The sequence below is a fragment of the Pseudomonas sp. Pseusp97 genome, from assembly GCF_047304025.1.
Taxonomy (GTDB): Bacteria; Pseudomonadota; Gammaproteobacteria; order Pseudomonadales; family Pseudomonadaceae; genus Pseudomonas.
This window is the reverse complement of the sequence record NZ_JBGLYK010000375.1, coordinates 1-2919: the sequence shown is the minus strand read 5'-3', so window position 1 is coordinate 2919 and position 2919 is coordinate 1. Positions and strand designations below refer to the sequence as shown.

General features: G+C 66.0%; 1 protein-coding gene and 1 pseudogene. One reads left to right on the top strand and one right to left on the bottom strand.

Going from position 1 to position 2919, the window contains the following annotated elements; genetic code table 11:
• Positions 1–75: 75 nt before the first annotated feature.
• Positions 76–369: pseudogene (locus tag ACCC94_RS29030) on the bottom strand (sigma factor); the annotation flags it as partial.
• 258 nt (positions 370–627) lie between these two features.
• Between ACCC94_RS29030 and fusA the strand changes: the two are divergent.
• Positions 628–2736 (top strand): elongation factor G, encoded by a 2109-nt coding sequence (gene fusA / locus ACCC94_RS29025; protein WP_413353038.1) that lies wholly within the window; start codon positions 628–630, stop codon positions 2734–2736.
• The last annotated feature ends 183 nt before the right edge of the window (positions 2737–2919 follow it).

Genomic DNA, 2919 nt, shown 5'->3' with positions numbered 1-2919 from the left:
CCCCCCCCCCCCCCCCCCCCCCCCCCCCCCCCCCCCCCCCCCCCCCCCCCCCCCCCCCCCCCCCCCCCCCCCCCCGGGCGCCAGCTCTTCGGGCAGTGCGGCGACGCTTTCCAGGTAGGCGCGCTCGATCTCCTGGCGCCGCCAGCGGTCCACCAGCAGGCCCTTGGCGATGTGGGTGAGGAGGGCGCGCGGGCGCTCGCCGAGGTCTTCCAGCGGCCGCCGCAGCAGGCGCAGGAAGGTGTCATGGGCGAGGTCGGCGGCATCCCAGGCGTTGCCCAGCCTGCCGCGCAGCCACTGCTGGAGCCAGCCGTTGTGCTCGTTGTAGAGGGTGTGCAGGTGCTGCGGGGACGGGGTTTCGACGAGGGCCACAGTGCGTGCGTCAGATTTTCATTTGAGAATGCCTATCATTTTATGGTTTTCCCGCGGCAGAGCGCAATGGCACGGCGGCGCAGCCGGTCGGACGACATCGCCGGCGGCCCTCCGACACTGGAATTGCCACGAAGACGCGCTACCTTGAGCCTGTTGCGCTCAGAAATTTCTGACGCTGCATTTCCTTTCGCCGTCCCGCGCAGGCAACGGACCCGCAGCAGCAGGCCCGGCAGTCACCCAGCAGATACGGAGCACACCATGGCTCGCACCACGCCCATCGAGCTTTACCGCAACATCGGCATCGTCGCCCACGTCGACGCCGGCAAGACCACCACCACCGAGCGCATCCTTTTCTACACCGGTGTGAACCACAAGATGGGCGAGGTGCACGACGGCGCGGCGACCATGGACTGGATGGTGCAGGAACAGGAGCGCGGCATCACCATCACCTCGGCGGCCACCACGGCGTTCTGGCAGGGCTCGTCCAAGCAGTACCCCAACAAGTACCGCTTCAACATCATCGACACCCCCGGCCACGTGGACTTCACCATCGAGGTGGAACGCTCCCTGCGCGTGCTCGACGGCGCAGTGGTGGTGTTCAGCGGCGCCGATGGCGTCGAGCCGCAGTCCGAGACCGTCTGGCGCCAGGCCAACAAGTACCACGTGCCGCGCCTGGCCTACGTCAACAAGATGGACCGCCAGGGCGCCGATTTCCTGCGCGTGGTGGCGCAGATCAAGCAGCGCCTGGGGCATACCCCGGTGCCGATCCAGCTGGCCATCGGCTCGGAGGAAACCTTCGCCGGGCAGATCGACCTGGTGAAGATGAAGGCCATCGTCTGGAACGACGCCGACCAGGGCACCAGCTACACCGAGGAGCCGATTCCGGCGGAGCTGCAGGCGCTGGCGGAAGAGTGGCGCGCGCATATGGTCGAGGCCGCGGCCGAAGCCAACGACGAGCTGATGAACAAGTACCTCGAAGGCCAGGAGCTGACTACCGAGGAGATCAAGGCCGGCCTGCGCCAGCGCACCCTGGCCAACCAGATCGTCCCGGCGGTGCTGGGCTCCTCGTTCAAGAACAAGGGCGTGCCGCTGGTACTGGATGCGGTGATCGACTACCTGCCGGCGCCCACGGAAATTCCTGCCATCAACGGCACCCACCCGGACGACGAGGAGAAGCACCTGGAGCGCCACGCCGACGACAGCGAGCCGTTCTCCGCGCTGGCCTTCAAGATTGCCACCGACCCCTTCGTCGGCACCCTGACCTTCGCTCGCGTGTATTCCGGCGTCCTGAGCAGCGGCGACGCCGTGCTCAACTCGGTGAAGATCAAGAAGGAGCGCGTCGGCCGGATGGTGCAGATGCACGCCAACCAGCGCGAGGAAATCAAGGAAGTGCGCGCCGGCGACATCGCCGCGTTGATCGGCATGAAGGACGTCACCACCGGCGACACCCTGTGCTCCATCGACAAGCCGATCATCCTCGAGCGCATGGACTTCCCCGATCCGGTGATCTCCGTGGCGGTGGAACCCAAGACCAAGGCCGACCAGGAGAAGATGGGCATCGCCCTGTCCAAGCTGGCCCAGGAAGACCCCTCGTTCCGCGTCAAGACCGACGAGGAAACCGGGCAGACCATCATCTCCGGCATGGGTGAGCTGCACCTGGACATCATCGTCGACCGCATGCGCCGCGAGTTCAACGTCGAGGCCAACATCGGCAAACCGCAGGTGGCCTACCGCGAGGCCATCCGCAAGAAGTGCGAGATCGAGGGCAAGTTCGTTCGCCAGTCCGGCGGCCGTGGCCAGTTCGGCCACTGCTGGATTCGCTTCGAACCGGGCGACGAGGGCAAGGATGGGCTGGAGTTCGTCAACGAGGTGGTCGGCGGCGTGATCCCGCGCGAATTCATCCCGGCGATCCAGAAGGGCATCGAGGAACAGATGCAGAACGGCGTGCTCGCCGGCTACCCGCTGATCGGCCTGAAGGCCTCGGTGTTCGACGGCTCCTACCACGATGTGGACTCCAGCGAGATGGCGTTCAAGATCGCCGCTTCGATGGCCACCAAGCAGCTCTCGCAGAAGGGCGGCGCGGTACTGCTGGAGCCGGTGATGAAGGTCGAGGTGGTGACGCCGGAGGACTACATGGGCGACGTGATGGGCGACCTGAACCGCCGGCGCGGGCTGATCCAGGGCATGGAAGACACGCCAGCGGGCAAGGTCATCCGCGCCGAGGTGCCGCTGGGCGAGATGTTCGGCTATGCCACGGACGTGCGCTCGATGTCGCAAGGGCGTGCGAGCTACTCGATGGAGTTCACCAAGTACGCCGAGGCACCGGCGAACATTGCCGAGGCGATCATCAAGAAGTCCCAGGGGTGATAGTTGCCTGAGCGGATGACGGCGCCTGCGGGCGCCGTTTTCTTTGCTTTTCGTAGGAGCGAGCTCGCTCGCGAACCGCTTGGTGCCGGCGCTTCGGCTCTCGTAAGAGCAACTGTCTTTATCTGAAACCTCATACCGGCGATTTCCCCTCTCCCTAACCCTCTCCCTGAAGGGAGAGGGGAC

What these genes read in the sequence shown, in the direction of transcription:
- fusA (WP_413353038.1), top strand. Translation starts at nt 628, where the DNA reads ATGGCTCGCACCACGCCCATCGAGCTTTACCGCAACATCGGCATCGTC.